The sequence below is a fragment of the Variovorax sp. 05T418 genome (assembly GCF_056396385.1).
In genome coordinates, this window is sequence record NZ_JBFTLJ010000010.1 from 175,090 (window position 1) to 191,723 (window position 16,634).

Annotated in this window: 18 protein-coding genes; 9 read left to right on the forward strand and 9 right to left on the reverse strand. The window is 67.3% G+C overall.

The features are described from left to right. Position 1 precedes the first annotated feature (1 nt). Positions 2-1,375, reverse strand: coding sequence for an ATP-binding protein (locus AC1DMS_RS20785; RefSeq protein ID WP_062365507.1), 1,374 nt, complete (start codon positions 1,373-1,375; stop codon positions 2-4). 51 nt (positions 1,376-1,426) lie between these two features. After that, positions 1,427-1,846: an organic hydroperoxide resistance protein gene (locus AC1DMS_RS20790; protein WP_062365506.1), complete on the reverse strand. Its 420-nt coding sequence runs from the start codon at positions 1,844-1,846 to the stop codon at positions 1,427-1,429. A 202-nt stretch (positions 1,847-2,048) separates the two neighbouring features. Between AC1DMS_RS20790 and AC1DMS_RS20795 the strand changes: the two genes are divergently transcribed. Together AC1DMS_RS20795 and AC1DMS_RS20800 are read left to right on the forward strand one after the other, a co-directional pair. Beyond that, entirely contained in the window at positions 2,049-2,789 is a 741-nt protein-coding gene (locus tag AC1DMS_RS20795; protein WP_062366004.1) for a response regulator, read from the forward strand. Positions 2,790-2,848: 59 nt separating this feature from the next. Then, complete coding sequence (locus AC1DMS_RS20800; protein ID WP_062365505.1) at positions 2,849-3,100, forward strand: hypothetical protein; 252 nt, start codon at positions 2,849-2,851, stop codon at positions 3,098-3,100. Here the strand turns inward: AC1DMS_RS20800 and soxR are convergent. From soxR to AC1DMS_RS20825, 5 genes are read right to left on the reverse strand one after another with little or no spacing between them, the layout of a single operon-like run. Further along, positions 3,081-3,563 carry a redox-sensitive transcriptional activator SoxR gene (gene soxR / locus AC1DMS_RS20805; protein ID WP_015867201.1) on the reverse strand — a complete coding sequence of 161 codons (483 nt, stop codon included), beginning with the start codon at positions 3,561-3,563 and terminating at the stop codon, positions 3,081-3,083. The genes AC1DMS_RS20800 and soxR overlap by 20 nt on opposite strands. Before the next feature lie 48 nt (positions 3,564-3,611). Further along, a complete protein-coding gene (locus tag AC1DMS_RS20810) occupies positions 3,612-4,586 on the reverse strand; it encodes a Bug family tripartite tricarboxylate transporter substrate binding protein (protein WP_062365503.1) in 975 nt (324 codons plus the stop codon). Then, positions 4,586-5,791 (reverse strand): 3-oxoadipyl-CoA thiolase, encoded by a 1,206-nt coding sequence (gene pcaF, locus AC1DMS_RS20815; protein WP_015867203.1) that lies wholly within the window; start codon positions 5,789-5,791, stop codon positions 4,586-4,588. The genes AC1DMS_RS20810 and pcaF overlap by 1 nt, the downstream gene beginning before the upstream one ends. Positions 5,792-5,822: 31 nt before the next feature. Next, positions 5,823-6,476 (reverse strand): 3-oxoacid CoA-transferase subunit B, encoded by a 654-nt coding sequence (locus AC1DMS_RS20820; RefSeq protein ID WP_015867204.1) that lies wholly within the window; start codon positions 6,474-6,476, stop codon positions 5,823-5,825. Continuing rightward, the gene (locus AC1DMS_RS20825; RefSeq protein WP_015867205.1) at positions 6,473-7,174 is read right to left on the reverse strand and encodes a 3-oxoacid CoA-transferase subunit A; all 702 of its coding nucleotides are present in this window, start codon (positions 7,172-7,174) and stop codon (positions 6,473-6,475) included. Before AC1DMS_RS20825 ends, AC1DMS_RS20820 begins: the two co-directional genes overlap by 4 nt. Before the next feature lie 165 nt (positions 7,175-7,339). Here AC1DMS_RS20825 and AC1DMS_RS20830 point away from each other — a divergent pair, with 165 nt between their 5' ends. Continuing rightward, the gene (locus tag AC1DMS_RS20830; protein ID WP_062365502.1) at positions 7,340-8,125 is read left to right on the forward strand and encodes an IclR family transcriptional regulator domain-containing protein; all 786 of its coding nucleotides are present in this window, start codon (positions 7,340-7,342) and stop codon (positions 8,123-8,125) included. Positions 8,126-8,149: 24 nt separating this feature from the next. Here AC1DMS_RS20830 and AC1DMS_RS20835 read toward each other — a convergent pair whose 3' ends face one another. Both AC1DMS_RS20835 and AC1DMS_RS20840 read right to left on the reverse strand, forming a co-directional pair. Beyond that, positions 8,150-9,166, reverse strand: coding sequence for a Bug family tripartite tricarboxylate transporter substrate binding protein (locus AC1DMS_RS20835; protein ID WP_062365501.1), 1,017 nt, complete (start codon positions 9,164-9,166; stop codon positions 8,150-8,152). A gap of 143 nt (positions 9,167-9,309) precedes the next feature. Further along, on the reverse strand, positions 9,310-10,023 hold the full coding sequence (locus tag AC1DMS_RS20840; RefSeq protein ID WP_278880153.1) for a helix-turn-helix transcriptional regulator: 714 nt from the start codon (positions 10,021-10,023) through the stop codon (positions 9,310-9,312). A gap of 360 nt (positions 10,024-10,383) precedes the next feature. Between AC1DMS_RS20840 and AC1DMS_RS20845 the strand changes: the two genes are divergently transcribed. The 6 genes from AC1DMS_RS20845 (at position 10,384) to AC1DMS_RS20870 (ending at position 16,602) form a co-directional block, all read left to right on the forward strand. Continuing rightward, a complete protein-coding gene (locus AC1DMS_RS20845; protein ID WP_478181716.1) occupies positions 10,384-11,562 on the forward strand; it encodes a YybH family protein in 1,179 nt (392 codons plus the stop codon). Further along, entirely contained in the window at positions 11,562-13,010 is a 1,449-nt protein-coding gene (locus AC1DMS_RS20850) for a L,D-transpeptidase family protein (RefSeq protein WP_478181717.1), read from the forward strand. Before AC1DMS_RS20845 ends, AC1DMS_RS20850 begins: the two co-directional genes overlap by 1 nt. 414 nt (positions 13,011-13,424) lie before the next feature. Then, positions 13,425-13,613 carry a Flp family type IVb pilin gene (locus tag AC1DMS_RS20855; RefSeq protein WP_478181718.1) on the forward strand — a complete coding sequence of 63 codons (189 nt, stop codon included), beginning with the start codon at positions 13,425-13,427 and terminating at the stop codon, positions 13,611-13,613. Between the two features lie 7 nt (positions 13,614-13,620). Further along, on the forward strand, positions 13,621-14,136 hold the full coding sequence (locus AC1DMS_RS20860) for an A24 family peptidase (RefSeq protein WP_478181719.1): 516 nt from the start codon (positions 13,621-13,623) through the stop codon (positions 14,134-14,136). Positions 14,137-14,202: 66 nt separating this feature from the next. Beyond that, the gene (gene cpaB, locus AC1DMS_RS20865) at positions 14,203-15,186 is read left to right on the forward strand and encodes a Flp pilus assembly protein CpaB (RefSeq protein ID WP_478181720.1); all 984 of its coding nucleotides are present in this window, start codon (positions 14,203-14,205) and stop codon (positions 15,184-15,186) included. Positions 15,187-15,297: 111 nt separating this feature from the next. Then, positions 15,298-16,602 carry a type II and III secretion system protein family protein gene (locus tag AC1DMS_RS20870; RefSeq protein ID WP_478181770.1) on the forward strand — a complete coding sequence of 435 codons (1,305 nt, stop codon included), beginning with the start codon at positions 15,298-15,300 and terminating at the stop codon, positions 16,600-16,602. Positions 16,603-16,634: the final 32 nt, after the last annotated feature.

Sequence of the window (16,634 nt, forward strand, 5' to 3'; positions counted from 1 at the left end):
TTCAGTCCTGGAGATTGGTGCGCGCCGGAGCGGCCAGCGCGAGCCGGGCCTCGAGCCCGCCTTCGGTGCGGTTCTTCAGCGTGAGCTCGGCGCCCATGGCCATGGCCAGCTGGTGCGCAATGGCCAGGCCCAGCCCGGTGCCGCCGGTGCTGCGGTTGCGCGAGCTCTCGACGCGGTAGAAAGGCTTGAGCACGGCGTCGAGCTCGTCCGGCGGAATGCCGGGGCCGTTGTCGAGCACGCTCAGCACCAGCCGGCCGTCTTCTTCGGCATGCACGCGCAGGCGCACCTCGCTGCCGAACTTGAGCGCGTTGTCGATCAGGTTCATCAGGATGCGGCGCAGCGCATGCGGGCGGCTCACGATCGGCGCGCCGGCCTTGCCTTCGAGCCGCACCTGCTGGCCCACGTCTTCGTAGTCGGCCACCATGCTCTCGAGCAGCGCGTCGGCATCGATGCGCAGCGGCGGCTCCGCGGCGCCATGGAGCGTGCGCGCGTAGGTCACGCCTTCGCGCACCAGCGAGTGCATGGCGTCGAGGTCCTGGCGGAATTTCTCGCGGTCGTGCTCGTCGTCCATCAGGTCGGTGCGCAGCCGCATCCGCGTGATGGGCGTCTGCAGGTCGTGCGAGATGGCCGCGAGGATCTCGACGCGCTCGGACATGTAGCCCGCAATGCGCTGCTGCATGGCGTTGAAGGCGCGCGCCGCATGCGCCACTTCGGTGGGGCCCTCTTCCGCGAGCGTGCGGCCCTTGAGGTCGGGCCCGAGCCGGTCGGCCGCCTCGGAAAGCTGCGCGAGCGGCCGCGTCACCAGCCGCACCGCATACCAGGCGCACACGGCCAGCACCACCAGTTGGGCCGCAAGCAGCCACATCACCCAGCCCGACACCGGCATGCCCACGCGCACTGCATGGACGACCACGGAAGACCCGTCGCCCAGGCGCACCTGGATCTGCAGGCCCTCCGGCGGCCAGGCCACCTCGCCGACCTTGACGACCTGGAACGGGCGCATTGCATCGACGATGGCCGCGGCAAACTGCCGCGACTGCAGCGAGCCGGGCTCGGTGCCCTCTGCACTGCCGCCCAGCACGAAGCGGTAGTTGCGCCGCTCCAGCCGGTCGAGCCAGCCGGCGCGCTCGGCGGCGGGCAGGCGGTCGAGGATGGCGACCGAGCTCGCGATGTCGCGCTCGATGCCGATCATCATCAGCTCGCGCAGCGCCATGTTCCGCTCGTAGCGGATCGCCGCGAAGGTGAGCAGCTGCGCAATCGCCAGGCCCACCACGATGATCAGCGTCACGCGGGAGAACAGCGAGCCGGGCAGCAGCCGGCGCCAGCCGCGCACAGTGCCGGCCGGGTTCGCGGGAGGATTCGCGGGAGTGGACATGGACACCTTCTTCTTCGTTCATGCGGCGCGGCTCTGCACGCCGCCGCTGGCTCACACCAGGTGGATGGAAACGTCGATATTGCCCCGGGTGGCCTTCGAATAGGGGCAGGTCTGGTGCGCCGCGTCCGTCAGGGCCTGCGCCACTTCGCGGTCCAGGCCCGGCAGGCTCACGTTCAGGCGTGCCTGCAGGAAGTACTCGCCGCCCGCCGTGCCCAGGTCGACCTCGGCATCGACGGCCAGGTCGGGCGGCAATGCGACCTTCATCCTGCCCGCCGCCTTGCCCATGGCGCCGATGAAGCAGGCCGACCAGCCGGCCGCGAACAGCTGCTCCGGGTTGGTGCCGCTGCCGGCGCTGCCGGGCGACGAGAGCTTGATGTCCAGGCGGCCGTCGGAGCTGCGTGCCTCGCCGTCGCGGCCACCCGATGAGGTGTGGGTCTTGCCGGTGTAGAGAACTTTTTCGATGCGGGTCATGGTGGTTTCCTTGGGTGGGTTGGTTCGGGAACGCACGGATTGTTGAGCCGCCTTCCCCCTGCCCGCGCGGATTGCGTATGCCTGTGTACGGCGCCCGCCGCGCCAGATACTTGCGAATACAAAACCGCCGGCCCAGAGCGGGCGGGCGGCTACATTGCGGCTGCGGGGCGCTTTCCGCACCCACCCTTTTTTGCTCACCGCCATGACGCCAAAGACCTCCGACCACATCCTCATCGTCGACGACGACCGGGAAATCCGCGAACTGCTCACCACCTACCTGGTGAAGAACGGCTTGCGCGTGGTCGCGGTGCCCACCGGCCGCCACATGCGCGCCGCGCTCGAAGAGTCGGGTCCGTTCGACCTGATCATCCTCGACCTGATGCTGCCCGGCGAAGACGGGCTCACGCTGTGCCGCGACCTGCGCACCGGCAAGTACAAGGCCACGCCCATCCTGATGCTGACCGCGCGCAGCGAGGAGGCCGACCGCATCCTGGGCCTGGAGATGGGCGCCGACGACTACCTGGCCAAACCTTTTTCCGCACGCGAGCTGCTCGCGCGCCTGCGCGCCGTGATGCGGCGCACGCGCATGCTGCCGCCGAACATGGGTGCGGTCGAACCCTCCCAGAAACTGGCCTTCGGCGAATGGCAGGTCGACACGGTGGCGCGCCACCTGATCGACGACAGCGGCGTCATGGTGGCGCTGAGCGGCGCCGAATACCGGCTGCTGCGCGTGTTCCTGGACCATCCGCAGAAGGTGCTGAGCCGCGACCAATTGCTCAGCCTCACCCAGGGCCGCGAGGCCGAGCTCTTCGAGCGCTCCATCGACCTGCTCGTGAGCCGGCTGCGCCAGCGGCTGCGCGACGATGCGCGCGAGCCCCGCTACATCAAGACCGTGCGCAGCGAAGGCTATGTGCTCGCTTCGGCCGTCGAAGCCATGAACTGACCGGCTCGGTATTCATTCCGCTTGACCTCAAGTTAGGTTGAGGCTGCACATTGCGCAGCATGAACCATGACCCGCAAACCTCCGCCCGCGTCGCAGAGGCGCTCCAGATCCATCGAAGCATTGCCGCATGCCATGCGTACCTTGCGCGCAGTGACGATGCCCACGCGCTGACGGCCACGCTGATGCTGCCCTGCTACCGCGCCGAGTTCGAGCGGCTGGTGCTCGCGATGTCTGCCGCCGAGACGAACGAACTGATGTCGCGGCTTCCCATCGGCGAGGAGCGGCAATCCCTCAGTCTTCCGCGCGCCTGATCACGAGCCGGCGGGCGCCGGGCCCTTCCGACGACAGCTTGTCGGCCGGGTTGCGCAGGCGGCAGCGGTCGATCGACAGGCAGCCGCAGCCGATGCAGTCGTCCAGCGTGTCGCGCAGCTTCTTGAGCTGGGCCATGCGTTCGTCCAGCTCGGCGCGCCAGCCGGCCGAAAGCCGCGCCCAGTCTGCGCGGCTGGGCGCGGCCGAGGTGGGCAGCGTGGCCAGCGCATCGGCGATGTCGGCCAGCGCAATGCCCACGCGCTGCGCGACGCGGATGAACGCCACGCGCCGGAGCACGTCTCGCCCATAGCGGCGATGGTTGCTGGGCGCCCGGTGGCTCGCGATGAGCCCCTTGGATTCGTAGAAATGAAGGGTGGACACCGGCACCCCGCTGCGGTGCGCGACCTCGCCCACAGACAGCGTGGCGGGAAAATCGTGCGGTGGTTCTGCTGGCTTGGATTTCATCGAGACCTCTGGACCTCGACTTTAGTTGAGGTTCCAGAGGCCGCGTGCTCACTCCACAGTAGCGCCCGAAGCCTTGACGATGCCGGCCCAGAGCGCGCTTTCCTTCGCGATGAGGGCGGCGTATTCGGCCGGGCCGCCGAGCAGCGGCACGGCGCCTTCCACGCCCAGGCGCGACTGGAACTCGGCGCTGCCCGCCACCTGGAGCATCTGCGCCGAAAGCTCCTTCACGAAAGCGTCGGGCGTGCCGCGCGGCGCGAGGACGCCGTAGGTCAGCGTGCTCTCGAAGCCCGCGAGTTCGCGCAGGCCCGACTCGGCCACGGTGGGCACCTCGGGCAGCGAAGGCAGGCGCTTGGCGCCCGTGACCGCAACGGCGCGCAGCCGCCCGCCCTTGACCAGCGCGAGCGCGGGCGGAACGACGCTGAACATCATCTGCACCTGCCCGCCCGCCAGGTCGGTGAGGCCGGGGTTGGTGCCCTTGTAGGGAATGTGATTGATCCGCGTGCCGGTGCGCTCTGCGAAGAGCTCGCCGGTCAGGTGGCCGCCGGTGCCGCTGCCGCTCGAGGCGTAGTCGAGCAGGCCCGGCCGGGCCTTGGCCTCGGCGACCAGATCGGCCACGGTGCGGATCTTCGATGCCGCGGGCACCACCAGCACCAGCGCGGACGAAGCGAACATGGCCACCGGCAGCAGGTCCTTGCGCGCGTCGAACTTCAGGTCCTTGTAGAGCGCCGGGTTGATCGACACGGTGCCGGTGTGGCCCAGCAGCAGCGTGCTGCCGTCGGGCGCGCTGCGCACCACCTGCTCAGTGCCGAGGTTGCCGCCCGCGCCGGGCTTGTTGTCGACGATGACGCCCTGCTTGCGCAGCTCGCCCAGGCCCTTGGCCATCTGGCGCGCGAACACGTCGTTGCCGCCGCCGGCCGCAAAGGGCACGACGATGCGGATCGGCCGGGCCTCGCTCTGCGCGTGCGCAGGCAGCCCCGCCGCCGCCAGCAGCCCCAGCAGCAGGCCGCGACGGGCGCGGTCCATCAGACGCGTTCCAGGATCACGGCAATGCCCTGGCCCACGCCGATGCACATGGTGCACAGCGCGTAGCGGCCGCCGCCCTTGTGCAGCTGGTTGACCGCGGTGGTGGCCAGGCGCGCGCCGCTGGCACCCAGCGGGTGGCCGAGCGCAATGGCGCCGCCGTTGATGTTGACGCGCGGGTCGTTGTCCTGCAGGCCCAGCAGGCGCAGCACGGCAAGGCCTTGCGCCGCGAAGGCTTCGTTGAGCTCGATCACGTCGAGCTGGTCGAGCGTGAGGCCGGTGAGCGCCAGCACCTTCTGCGTGGCGGGCGCGGGGCCGATGCCCATCACGCGCGGCGCGACACCGGCGGTGGCCATGCCGACCACGCGGGCGCGCGGCGTGAGGCCATGCTTGGCGGCGCTGGCTTCGTCGGCCAGCAGCAGCGCGCAGGCGCCGTCGTTCACGCCACTGGCATTGCCGGCCGTCACGGTGCCGTCGGGGCGCACCACGCCCTTGAGCTTGGCGAGCGATTCGAGGCTGGTTTCGCGCGGATGCTCGTCCTTGTTGACGATGATGGCGTCGCCCTTTTTCTGCGGCACGGTCACGGGCACGATTTCGGCGTCGAAGAAGCCGGACTTCTGCGAGGCCACGGCGCGCAGCTGCGAGTTGAGCGCCATCAGGTCCTGCGCCTCGCGCTCGATCTTGTAGTCGGTGGCCACGTTCTCGGCCGTCTCGGGCATGGAGTCGACGCCGTACTGCGCCTTCATGAGCTTGTTGACGAAGCGCCAGCCGATGGTGGTGTCGTACACCGCGTTGTTGCGGCTGAAGGCGCTCTCGGCCTTGGGCATGACAAAGGGGGCGCGGCTCATGCTTTCGACGCCGCCGGCAATCATGAGGCCGGCTTCACCGGCGCGGATGGCGCGCGCTGCGGTGCCCAGCGCATCGAGGCCCGAACCGCACAGGCGGTTGATGGTGCCGCCGCCGATTTCGAGCGGCAGGCCCGCGAGCAGCGCCGACATGCGCGCGACGTTGCGGTTGTCTTCGCCGGCCTGGTTGGCGCAGCCGTAGAGCACGTCGCTCACGGCCTGCCAGTCGACGTTCTTGTTGCGTTCCATCAGCGCCTTGAGCGGCACGGCGCCCAGGTCGTCGGTGCGCACGCTGCTGAGCGAACCGCCGTAGCGGCCGAAGGGGGTGCGAACGGCGTCGCAGATGAAGGCTTGGTTGGTCATGTGAGTTGTCTCCGTAATGGAAGTGAACGGGTCAGGCAGCGATCGGCAGGCCGACCAGCTTTTCGAGCTCTTCGCGGCTGAGGCCCTCGACCAGGTCGACGAGCTTCAGGCCCTCGGGCGTGCATTCGAGCGTGGCGAGGTCGGAGTACACGCGCTTGACGCAGGCGATGCCGGTCAGCGGATAGCTGCATTCCTGCACCAGCTTGCTCGCGCCCTGCTTGGTCAGCAGGTCCATCATGACCCAGGTCTGCTTGGCGCCGATGGCCAGGTCCATGGCACCGCCGACTGCGGGAATCGCGTCTTTCTCTCCCGTGTGCCAGTTGGCCAGGTCGCCCGTGGCCGACACCTGGAATGCGCCGAGCACGCAGATGTCGAGGTGGCCGCCGCGCATCATCGCGAAGCTGTCGGCATGGTGGAAGAACGAGCCGCCCGGCAGCAGCGTGACGGGCTGCTTGCCGGCGTTGATGAGGTCGTAGTCCTCTTCGCCGGCCTCGGGCGCGGGGCCCATGCCGAGGATGCCGTTCTCGCTCTGCAGGATGACCTCGCGGCCCTTGGGCAGGTGGTTGGCCACCAGCGTGGGCTGGCCGATGCCCAGGTTGACGACGGCGCCGTCGAAGATGTCCTGCGCCACGCGGGCGGCGAGCTGGTCCTTGGTGCGACGTGTGTAAGTGGTGCTCATGGTCATGCTGCCTTCTTGAAACCGCCGGCCTGGGTGGCCACGCGTTCGATGCGCACCACCTGGTGCACGAAGATGCCCGGGGTCACGACGGTCTCGGGGTCGAGGGTGCCGAGCTCGGCGATGTCGTGCACGGTGGCAATGGTCTTCTTCGCGGCCATGGCCATCACCGGGCCGAAGTTGCGCGCGGCCTTGCGGTAGACCAGGTTGCCCCAGCGGTCGCCGCGCTCGGCCTTGATGAGGGCCACGTCGCCGTGGATCGGGTATTCGAGCACGTACTGCTTGCCGTCGATCTCGCGGGTTTCGCGGTTGCCCGCGAGCTGCGTGCCGTAGCCCGTGGGGCAGAAGAAGGCGCCAATGCCGGCGCCCGCGGCGCGGATGCGCTCGGCCAGGTTGCCCTGGGGCACCAGTTCGAGTTCGATCTTGCCGCTGCGGTAGAGCCCGTCGAACACTTGGCTGTCGGCCTGGCGCGGAAAGCTGCAGATGATCTTGCGCACGCGGCCGGCCTTGAGCAGCGCGGCCAGGCCGGTTTCGCCGTTGCCGGCATTGTTGTTGACGACGGTGAGGTCCTTGGCGCCCTGCTCGACGAGGCCGTCGATGAGTTCGCCGGGAATGCCGGCGGTGCCGAAACCGCCGATGAGAACCGTGGCGCCGTCTGGGATGCCTGCCAGGGCATCGGCGACCGAGCGCGCGATCTTGTTGATCATGAAGCCTGTCTCCGGGAGTGAGGAAAGAAAGAGAAATCGAACCGTGCGAACGACCTGCCCCAGCCATCCGACCAGACCGGGCCGATTCCGTGTCTTGCGAATCGCCGATTTGTTCGTATAAAGAACATTTGTTCGTATAATGAATTCTAAAGAGGATCGTTCCACATGGCAACCCATACCCCGCAAGCAGAGACGCCCGCCCCCGGCGACAGCTACGTGCAGTCGTTCGCGCGCGGGCTCCAGGTGATCCGCTCGTTCAGAGAAAGCGCGCCGCGCCAGACGCTCAGCGAGGTGGCGGCCGCCAGCGGCCTCACGCGGGCGGGCGCGCGGCGCATCCTGCTCACGCTGCAGACGCTGGGCTATGTGGTGAGCGACGGCAAGCTCTTCACGCTCACGCCGCGCATCCTCGACCTGGGCTTTGCGTATCTTTCTTCGATGCCGATCTGGAACCGCGCCGAGCCCGTGATGGAAGCGCTGGTGCAGCAGGTGCAGGAGTCCTGCTCGGCCGCGGTGCTGGACGCCACCGACATCGTCTACGTGATGCGCGTGCCCACCAAGAAGATCATGCACATCAGCCTGGGCGTGGGCTCGCGCCTGCCGGCCTACTGCACCTCGCTTGGCCGGCTGCTGCTGGCCGACCTGGACGACGAAGAGGTGCGCGCGCGGCTCGAGGCCTCCGATCGCCAGGCGCTCACCAAGCACACGGTGACCGACGTGGACGCGCTCATGGCCAAGGTGGCGCAGGCGCGCAGGCAGCAGTGGTGCCTGGTGAACCAGGAGCTGGAAGAAGGCCTGATCTCCGTGGCCGCGCCCATCGTCAACCGCCAGGGCCGCATGGTGGCCGCGCTGAACATCAGCGGGCAGGCCAACCGCACCAGCGCCAAGGTGATGCAGGAGACGATATTGCCGGCGCTGATGGATGCCGCGAAGAAGGTTTCGCGGCTGCTGTAACGAGAAGGCGCTTCGGGGGGCGTCCTAAGCTTCGGAGTGGATGCCCTTCATGATGATGACCCCGCCCAGGCGCGTGGTGTCGGCGCGCATGCGCTTGGCCAGCGCGTCGGGCGAACCGGGCTGCGCCTGCCAGCCGGTCTTCAAGAGCGCCTGGCTCACCTCGGGCGAGCCGAGCACCTCGGCCAGCGCGGCATTCAGCTTGGCGATGGCGGCGGGCTTCATGCCCGCGGGCGCGGCCAGGGCGGTCCAGATCTCGAGGTCGGCGCCGCGCACGTCGGCGTCGCGGATCGTGGGCAGTTCGCTGGCCAGCGGGCTGCGCTCGGGCGAGGTCACGCCAATGGCCTTGAGCTTGCCCGACTTCAGATGCGGCAGGGCCAGGCCCGGCGGCAGCAGCGCCAGCTGGATCTCGCCCGCCAGCAAGCCGGCAATGACCTGCGGATTGCCGGTGTAGGGCTTGTGCTGCGCGGTGATGGCGGCGCGGCTCTTGAGCAGTTCCATGCCCAGGTGGCCCACGGTGCCCACGCCCGGGGTGCCGTACTTGCCGCCGCTGCCGAGGTTGCGCACCCACAGCAGTTGCTCGGCCGCCGTCTTGCCGGTGGCGTTGCCCGACACCGCCAGCACCAGCGGCGCGGTGCCGATCATGCCGACCGGCGCAAAGTCTTTCTCGGGATCGAAGCTCAGCTTGGGATTGAGCAGCCTGGCAATGGTGAGATTGCCGTTGATCAGCGCGCCGATGGTGTGGTCGTCGGTCGCCTTGGCCACCTGGTCGGCCACCAGGTTGCCGCTGGCGCCGGGCTTGTTCTCGACCGTGACCGGCTGGCGCAGGATCTTCGACAGCGGCTCGGCAATGGCGCGCGCCGCCAGGTCGGGCGATGCGCCCGCGGGAAACCCCACGAGGATGCGAACGGGCTTGGTCGGCCAGGCGGCGTCGCCGCCGGCAGCGGCGGTACCGGCGCGCTGGGCCCACGATCCGGGTGCAAAAAGCGATGCGGCAACTGCTGCTGCGCCGCTTTCGAGCAAGCGGCGTTTGGTGATCTTCAAGATGGCTCCAGAAAGAGTGGGAGAGAGTCCGGCAACGTTGCTGACGTCGCACTTACAGAACGTTACAGGATCGTGCTGCATTGCGCAACCGTTGACCCTGTTGCGGGCACGCCCCGCGCCCCGCCTCCGCGCCTCCGTTCGCGTCAGTTGAAGAGGCCCTGCTGCGTGGCCTGGTGCACCGCCTGGGTCCGCGACTTGACGGACAGCTTGCGGTAGATGTTCTTCGCGTGAAACTCGATGGTGTTGACCGAAAGCGACACGGCCTCGGCGATCTGCTGGTTGCTCCAGCCCTGGGCGATGAGGCGCAGCACCTTCAGCTCGCGCGGAGACAGCAGCGGCTTGCCTTCCGCCAGGCTCGCGGGCACGGGGTGGATGGCAATCGGCTTGGGCTGGGCGGAAGCAGCGAACAGGCCGAGGATGCGGCGCGCAATGCGTGAATCCACCGGCGCGCCGCCGCGTTCGATGGAGCGCAGCAGGAACGCGAGTTCGGCGTCGTCGGCCTCGGTCAGCACGTAGCCCACCGCACCCGCGGCAATGGCGGCGCCCACCAGGCCGTCATCGTCGGTTTCCGACATGGCGATGGCGTCGATGTGCGGATAGGCCATGCGCACGTGGCGGATCAATGCCGCGCCATCGCCATCCGGCCCGTCCATGCCCACGAGCACGAGGCTGAAGGCCTGCGTGGCCAGCATGAAGCGGGCCTCGGCCTGCGTCGACGCGGCCGCCAGCTCCAGGCCGGGCGCCACCGTGGCAAGGATGCGCCGCATGCGCTCCGACACGCCCCGGCTGCCCTCGACAACGAGGGCGCCACCACGCATGCCGGCAGCAGGGCTGCCGGCGGATATCTGATTGGCCACGCGCACTTCCTTTCGGCCGCACAAGGCGTGCCGAGATTGATCTTTGGCTTGAACATTGCATGAACGATGCCCGGCCAAGGAGGCCGGCGTGGCGCCCGGCGCTTCGACGCATGCAGGCACTCCGATCTTCATTGGCGAAGCGGCTGCGGACCCGCTTTTCAGAGGCTTGAAAAGGGCGGCTGGAACGGTCGTTTTGGGGCCCTGCGTTACGTATTTGCCACAGTGCCTGTTACGTAACACACCCCTCGGCCACACAGGTTGGAAGCGGTCAATTCGAGTGTCCGCACTGTGTCCGAAGGTTACTCCCCCACTTACAATCCCTGCCGCATCATTCCTTCCCCCTACCAGGTCTCGTCCGCAATGCCCAAGAGCCCCCTGCCGCGCACGCGCTTTCGCTTTTCTCCCACCGTGCGTGCCTTGCTCCTGGCCACCGCCTGTGGCATGGCATTGCCGGTGCTCGCCGCCATTGAGCACGACGAGGTCGACCGGCTCATGCAGGCCGGCAAGCTCGACGAGGCCATGACGCGCGCCGATGCCTTCCTGAAGGACAAGCCCAAGGACCCGCAGATGCGCTTCCTCAAGGGCGTGATCCAGCTCGACACCGGCAAGCGCGCCGAAGCCATTGCCGCCTTCACCCAGCTCACGCAGGACGCGCCCGAACTGCCCGAGCCCTACAACAACCTCGCCGTCATCTACGCGAGCCAGAACCAGTTTGACAAGGCGCGCAGCGCGCTCGAGAGCGCGATTCGCACCAACCCGAGCTATGCCACCGCGCAAGAGAACCTCGGCGACGTGTATGCGCGGCTGGCCAGCCAGGCCTACAGCAAGGCGCTGCAGCTCGACCAGAACAACACCGCCGTGCAGCCCAAGCTCGCGGTGATCCGCACCCTGTTCACGCCTGCGCCGGTCGGCGGCAAGCCATCCGCCGTTGTCGCGGCGGCAGCGCCCGAGGCCACGCTCCGCGCGGCGCCGGCTGCGAAGGCTGCGGCACCTGCTGCGGCACCCGCGCCCGTCGCCAAGGCGCCCGCCGCTCCGGCGCCCGCGCCGGTGCCGACGCCGGCTCCCGTCAAGGCAGCAGCGCCCCCCGCACCTGCGCCCGCAGCACCGCCGCCGCCGCCCACCGTGGTGGCCAAGGCACCCGAGGCTGCGCCGGTGCCGGCGGCGCCCGCGCCAGCACCGGCTGCGGCGCCCTCTTCCACCTCCACCGCCGAAGTCGAATCGGCCGTGCGCGGATGGGCTGCCGCATGGGCCGGCCAGGACATGGACCGCTACCTTGCCGCCTACGGCCCCGACTTCAACCCCGGCGGCGGACAAAGCCGCAAGAGCTGGGAAGAAGAACGCCGCGCGCGCATCGTCGGCAAGTCGAGCATCAGCGTGAACATCGAGAACCTCGTGATCAGCGTCAACGGGCAGGCCGCTACCGCCAAGTTCCGCCAGATCTACCGCGCCGACAACCTCAACATCTCGAGCCGCAAGACGCTCGAGCTGCAACGCGCCGGCAACCAGTGGCACATCCGCAAGGAAAGCGTCGGCGGCTAGTGGCAGACATCGTCCGGCGCGGCCGGCTTCGGAAGCCTGCGCTGCGGCGCGGCGCGAACATGCTTGCCGCGCTCATGGCGGCATCGGCCCTGCTGCTGGCAGCGCACGGCACGGCAGCGGCCGCATCGACCAAGTCCGCGAGCGCCAAGACCAGCGGCACCAAGACCAACAAGGCTTCCGCCAGCCGCCCGGCCGCCAGGGAAGCCAAGGCCAGGACGGCACGAAAAGCTTCCGCCGCAGAGGCAAGAACCGCTGCCGCCGCCGCAGCCAAAGGCGCCCCGCGCAGCAAGGCGGCAGCCGCTTCTGCTTCTTCTTCTGCAGCCTTGCAGCAGGCCAGCAGCGCCGAAGCCCGCCTGATCGCCGTCTATGAACTGTTCGGACGCGGCCAGCCGCGCCCCGCGCTGGCCAAGGCCCGCGACCTGGTGCGGGACTATCCCAACTTCCAGCTCGCGCAGCTCGTCTATGCCGACCTGCTCGCCACGCAGGTGCCGCCCGCGCACGCCTTTTCAGACGCCACCGGCATCGGGCGGCTGCGCAGCGATCCGGCCATGGCCGACCTGCGCGAAGAGTCCCGCCGGCGCCTGCAGGCCCTGCGCGACAGGCCGCCGGCCGGGACCGTGCCTTCGCAGTTTTTGGCGCTGTCCACGCGCAGCCGCTATGCGATTGCGGTCGACGCCTCGCGCTCACGGCTCTACCTGCTCGAGAACTCCGACAAGGGCCTGCAGCTGGTGGCCGACTACTACGTGTCCGTCGGCAAGTCGGGCATCGGCAAGGCCACCGAGGGCGACGCGCGCACGCCGCTGGGCGTTTACTACGTCACCAGCAGCCTCGACCCCAAGTCGCTGCGCGATTTCTACGGCGCCGGCGCACTGCCCATCAACTACCCCAACCCCTACGACGTGCGGCGCGGCAAGACCGGCAGCGGCATCTGGCTGCACGGCACCCCGCCCCAGCAGTTCTCGCGCGCGCCGCTCGCGAGCGACGGCTGCGTCGTCATGGCCAACCCCGACCTCAAGCAGCTGTTGCGCAAGGTGCAGATCGGCGCCACTCCCGTGGTCACCGCGCCCAGCCTGCAATGGATTCCGCGCCCGCAGGCCGAAAAGGAAGCCCAGACCTTCACCAGCGCAATTTCTGCCTGGAAAGATGCCAGGGCCAATGGCAATGAAGCGCAATTGAAGAAATTCTATTTGCCCGATTTCCAGCGCAGCAGCAACAACAAGAAAAACACCGACGGCTTTTCGGTGCTCCACGACGAAGTGGAATATGCCCAGGGCAAACGCGTGCAGTTCAAGGACATGTCTTTCCTGCATTGGCGCGACGGCGACGACACCATGGTCGCCACCTTCGGCGAAGTCTTCGAAGGCGAGAAAAGCGGGCGCACCCGGCGCCAGTACTGGCTGCGCCAAGGCAGCGAGTGGAAGCTTTTCCACGAAGAAATCCTGGGCTGAGACCCTCCCGGTAGAGGGGTAGGTACCCCAAAGGTGTGACTTTTTGCACGCCCAACGCACCTATCTTGGGCGTTACAACTACCGTTACATCCCCCGTGCTACGTAACACGTAACGACTTTGTTCCCGTAACAAACGCCGTTTGAATGTTCCCAAGGAACGTAACGTTGTTCACCCATTCATGGGATGCGCACACACCGTGTCAGAGGGAAAAATGTGTCTCAGGATTGTTACTCCTGCTCCCGAGCGGAGTGCTTCCTGGGGCGGCAAAGGGCTGGCCGCCTTCCTGCTTAGACCGTAAGGCCTAGCACAGGAAGGCCTTGAACCCACGGGTTACTGTTGTTGATACACGGAGTTACGCTGTATAACATCCACCTGGCCAGCCTCACTTGTTAACACTTTTTTAAGGGGAAATCATGCTTCGCTCTATTACTCGTTTTCTGCGCGATGAAGAAGGTGCTACTGCAATTGAATACGGAATTATTGCGGGGTTGATTTCGGTTGTGATGATTACAGCGATCACAAGCACGGGCGGAATCGGCGATAGCCTGGAAACCATTTGGGGCAACGTTAAAACGTCCCTTAAAACGGCCGCTACTCCCTAATGGGCAAGTGCAAGTGCAAGCAATGACATCGGCGTATTTGATGTGGTTGCTTTCGATTGCCGTCTATGACTTCAGGCAACGTCGCGTTCCCAATTGGCTGGTGCTCGCAGGGGCTTTTTTGGCCCTCGCAGCACTGGCATTCGGAATGAAGCCGGTCGAACACGACTGGCTTGCCGCGCTGCTCGGCGCAGGAGCGGGCTTTGGCTTTCTGTTGCTTTTCTACGCCCTCGGGCTTATGGGGGCCGGTGACGTGAAGTTCGCCGGAGCACTCGGACTCTGGCTAGGCCTTTCAGCATTGCCCCCAGTCTGGATCATCGGCAGCCTTCTCGCCAGCCTGCATGCCGCACTCTGGCTGATTCTTCAGCGTTGGCCAGTTTTTCCTCGGCTGTCCCTCGTACTTTTCGGACCATCGTCGTCGGCAAGTGGCCGCCCATCGCCGACCCGAGTTCGTTTTATTCCTTATGCGGCCTATCTCGCATTGGCTGCCGCGGTGTGGATGGTTTGGGGTCGACAGGGTAGCTAGTCGCTCCGCCGCCACGAGCTGTTCATCGATAGCTCCCGAATTGCCTCCCTCCTAGTCACGCCGCCCATGATCAATCTCACCAAAGTCATCGCCGCCATCCTCGTGCTCCTGGCGTTCGCGCTGGGCGGCTATGCATGGATGCTCAGCCGCCAGCCCCCACCGCCGGTCGCCGTCGGTCCCTCTGCAGCCGCTCCGGGCAAGACGGTCCAAGCCCAGACCTTCGCCGTGGTGGTCGCTGCCAAGCCGCTGCCTGCGGGCCAAGCGATTCCGGCCGACGCACTTCGCATCGAGCGCCTGACGATCAATCCCGTGGGCGCGTTCCAGGAGACTGCGCCGCTCGCAGGACGTGTGCCCGTGATCGACCTGGGCGAAGGTTCGCCGCTTCTCCAAAGCCAGCTCGTTTCGGGTCTGGCCCTGCGCGTTGCCGAAGGCGAGCGTGCGATTGCCATCAAGGCCGACGAGACCATGGGTGTGGGCAACAAGGTCCAGCCCGGCGACTTTGTCGACGTATTCCTGATGCTCAAGTCCGACGGCAAGGACATCGACCGCAGCCAGGCGCGCCTGCTCCTGTCGCGCAAGCGCGTGCTGGCCTACGGCACTGCTTCCGTCGATGGCCTGTCTTCGAAAATGGACAAGAACGGTGCCGCGCAGCAGCAGCGCGTCGAGGCTGCTCGTACCGCGGTGCTCGCGGTGCCGGTGGACGAGATCAACCGGCTCACGCTCGCCGAAAACAGTGGCCGTTTGCTGCTGGCGCTACGCAACCCGACCGACATGTCGGAACCCGATCCAAAGCTTTTTGCCGAACTGCCCACCGCCCTGCAGCCGCCTCCGCTGAAAGCCGGCGAACCGCGCCGCCCACCGCTCGAAGGGCTGGATCGCGCGCAGGCCGGCGTCACCACGGCCGACTTCGTGACCGGCGGCAAGCCGGGCACCGTGCGCGCCCCAGCCGTCGCTTCTGCACGGGCTCCAGCGACTGGCACCGGCGAGTCCCGCGGCGGACTCAAGGTCGAAGTCATTCGCGGCGACCGCAGCGAAACCATCAATTACTGATCAGCAACAAGTGGCACGCCCATGCACGCCACGCAGGAATCGAACACCATGACGATCGCCCTTCGCGCGAAAACAGCCGGTCCGGCACGTCCTCTGCATCCCACAGTCGCTGTGCTGTGCTTGCTGGCATTGGGCGTCTGGCCTGGGGTATCCGCCGCCGCGGATGCGGCAGAGGCAGCATCTGCCCGCCCCGCACTGCAACTGCGGATCGACGCGGGCACGCAAAAGGAACTGCTAATCAGCAAGGGTATCGAGCGCATGGCCATTGCCGACGAGACGGTCGCCGGTGTCGCGCTCACGCGCCAATCGCCCAACTCGCCAGCTGCACGCCTTATCGTCACCGGCAAGGCCGCGGGCCGGACCACGCTGATGATCTGGGAAAAAGGCCAGTCGGCCGCCACGGTCTACGCGCTCGAAGTGCGGCGCCGCGCCTCCACGCTCTCCGGCTCGCTCAACAGCATGGACGCGCACCAGGAAGCCCGTGACGCAGCCATGGCCGCCGGCGGAGAAAAGACGGCCTTGGTCGACCGCTCCGTTGTCAATGTGCGAAGCAGCACGGTGCAGGTCGAAGTCAAGATTGTCGAGTTCAACCGCAGCGTGCTCAAGCAGGCCGGCCTGAACATCTTCAGCACGCGCGCCAATTCCAATGGCTTCAGTTTCGGCGTTTTCACGCCGTCATCGCTGCGTTCCACAACGTTCAATAGTGACGGCTCGATCACCGGCGAATACAACAACCCGCTTGCACAAGCCTTCAGCCTGCTCTTCAATTTCGGCAAGGCCGGCCTCGGCCTGAACGTCGGTTTCCTCGAAGGCAACGGCATGGCCCGCGTGCTTGCCGAGCCCACACTGGTGGCGCTCTCGGGACAGAGCGCAAGCTTCCTGGCCGGCGGCGAACTGCCCGTGCCCGCGCCCCAGGGCCTGGGCACCACGAGCATCGAATACAAGCCCTTCGGCATCGGCCTCACGCTCACGCCCACGGTGCTGTCGAACGAGCGCATCGTGCTCAAGGTGGCGCCCGAGGCTAGCGACCTGGACTACACCAATTCGCTCAGCATAGGCGGTGTCGCGGTGCCCGCGATCAGCACGCGCCGCGCCGACACCACGGTGGAACTCGGCGACGGCGAGAGCTTCATCATCGGCGGCCTCGTGAGCCGCACCACGACCTCCAACGCCGACAAGGTTCCGCTGCTCGGCGACATTCCGGTGCTCGGAGCCTTCTTCAAGCAGAACAAGTACCAGATGAGCGAGAAGGAGCTGGTGATCCTTGTCACGCCACACCTGGTGAAGCCCATTGCGCGTGGCACGGATCTGAGTCCGTACCTGCCGGGTGGCGCCGAACAGCGCGATGGCCCCGTGTGGCGCGCGCATCTGCTGGGGCCAGCTTCGGGCACGACGGTGCCGGGCTTCTCGCGTTGACAGAACCGAACCACGCAAAGCCTTTGGCCGAC

Excerpts from the sequence above, each read along its gene's own strand:
- AC1DMS_RS20785 (WP_062365507.1), bottom strand. The coding sequence starts at position 1,375 with ATGTCCACTCCCGCGAATCCTCCCGCGAACCCGGCCGGCACTGTGCGC.
- AC1DMS_RS20790 (WP_062365506.1), bottom strand. The coding sequence starts at position 1,846 with ATGACCCGCATCGAAAAAGTTCTCTACACCGGCAAGACCCACACCTCA.
- AC1DMS_RS20795 (WP_062366004.1), top strand. The coding sequence starts at position 2,049 with ATGACGCCAAAGACCTCCGACCACATCCTCATCGTCGACGACGACCGG.
- AC1DMS_RS20800 (WP_062365505.1), top strand. The coding sequence starts at position 2,849 with ATGAACCATGACCCGCAAACCTCCGCCCGCGTCGCAGAGGCGCTCCAG.
- soxR (WP_015867201.1), bottom strand. The coding sequence starts at position 3,563 with ATGAAATCCAAGCCAGCAGAACCACCGCACGATTTTCCCGCCACGCTG.
- AC1DMS_RS20810 (WP_062365503.1), bottom strand. The coding sequence starts at position 4,586 with ATGGACCGCGCCCGTCGCGGCCTGCTGCTGGGGCTGCTGGCGGCGGCG.
- pcaF (WP_015867203.1), bottom strand. The coding sequence starts at position 5,791 with ATGACCAACCAAGCCTTCATCTGCGACGCCGTTCGCACCCCCTTCGGC.
- AC1DMS_RS20820 (WP_015867204.1), bottom strand. The coding sequence starts at position 6,476 with ATGACCATGAGCACCACTTACACACGTCGCACCAAGGACCAGCTCGCC.
- AC1DMS_RS20825 (WP_015867205.1), bottom strand. The coding sequence starts at position 7,174 with ATGATCAACAAGATCGCGCGCTCGGTCGCCGATGCCCTGGCAGGCATC.
- AC1DMS_RS20830 (WP_062365502.1), top strand. The coding sequence starts at position 7,340 with ATGGCAACCCATACCCCGCAAGCAGAGACGCCCGCCCCCGGCGACAGC.
- AC1DMS_RS20845 (WP_478181716.1), top strand. The coding sequence starts at position 10,384 with ATGCCCAAGAGCCCCCTGCCGCGCACGCGCTTTCGCTTTTCTCCCACC.
- AC1DMS_RS20855 (WP_478181718.1), top strand. The coding sequence starts at position 13,425 with ATGCTTCGCTCTATTACTCGTTTTCTGCGCGATGAAGAAGGTGCTACT.
- cpaB (WP_478181720.1), top strand. The coding sequence starts at position 14,203 with ATGATCAATCTCACCAAAGTCATCGCCGCCATCCTCGTGCTCCTGGCG.